Origin of the sequence: Sphaerochaeta sp. UBA5836 (genome assembly GCF_002432845.1) — a bacterium.
Lineage (GTDB): Bacteria > Spirochaetota > Spirochaetia > Sphaerochaetales > Sphaerochaetaceae > Sphaerochaeta.
Window position 1 is genome coordinate 16,970 of sequence record NZ_DJGW01000082.1, and the last position, 807, is coordinate 17,776.

2 pseudogenes are annotated in these 807 nt (G+C 56.3%); both read left to right on the forward strand.

Annotated features, from left to right (window positions below):
- Window positions 1-465: pseudogene (locus B3F49_RS07010) on the forward strand (M42 family peptidase); the annotation flags it as partial.
- A 1-nt stretch (window position 466) separates the two neighbouring features.
- Window positions 467-807, forward strand: a pseudogene (locus B3F49_RS07015) (hypothetical protein); the annotation flags it as partial.

The following is an 807-nucleotide window of genomic DNA, read 5'->3' on the forward strand; positions in this document are numbered from 1 at the left end:
GTCAACCTTGTTGGAGACTTCTCCAGCCAGGAAGAGGTGGGAACGCGCGGCTCGATTGTCAGTGCCAACACGATCAAGGCAGACCTTGCCATCGTCTTTGAAGGATGTCCCGCCGATGATACCGTAGTACCTGCCTATCAGGCCCAAACCTGCCTGAAAAAGGGCCCGATGCTGCGCCATATCGATTCACGCATGATCACCAACCCGCGCTTCCAGCGCTATGCGCTCGACCTTGCCCGCCAGCTTGACATCCCGGTCCAGGAGGCTGTCCGCAGTGCAGGAGCGACCAATGGCGCCCCGATTCACTTGGCCAATGAGGGTATTCCTGCCATTGTCATCGGAATCCCTGTCCGGTATGCCCACACCCATTACGGGATCAGCTCCCTCTTCGATGTCGAGCAGGCAGTCCGCCTTGCCAAGGAAATTCTGCTGAGAATCGACGAAGAGACCATCAGGAGCTTCTGATATGGCAATACGCATCGGATGCATGTTCACCCTGCAGGAAATTGGGGGGAAACCATCCTCTTTCTTTTTGGATAGGGGGTCTGATGTCCAGTACTTTCTCTCCGGCCGATGCGCACTGTATGCCTGTTTATTGGATTGTCCGACCACCATGGGGCGAAAGCTGGCATACGTTCCCGCCTACACCTGTGAGACGGTGCTCGCCAGCTACGTGAAGGCGGGGTACGCCCTGCGTTTCTACGATGTCGACACAGAAGAACTCAAACCATGCTTCAAGGCCGAAGACCTGCAGGACGTCTCGGTGCTGAACCTTTGCGGATACTACGGCTTCAGCCGCTATGACAA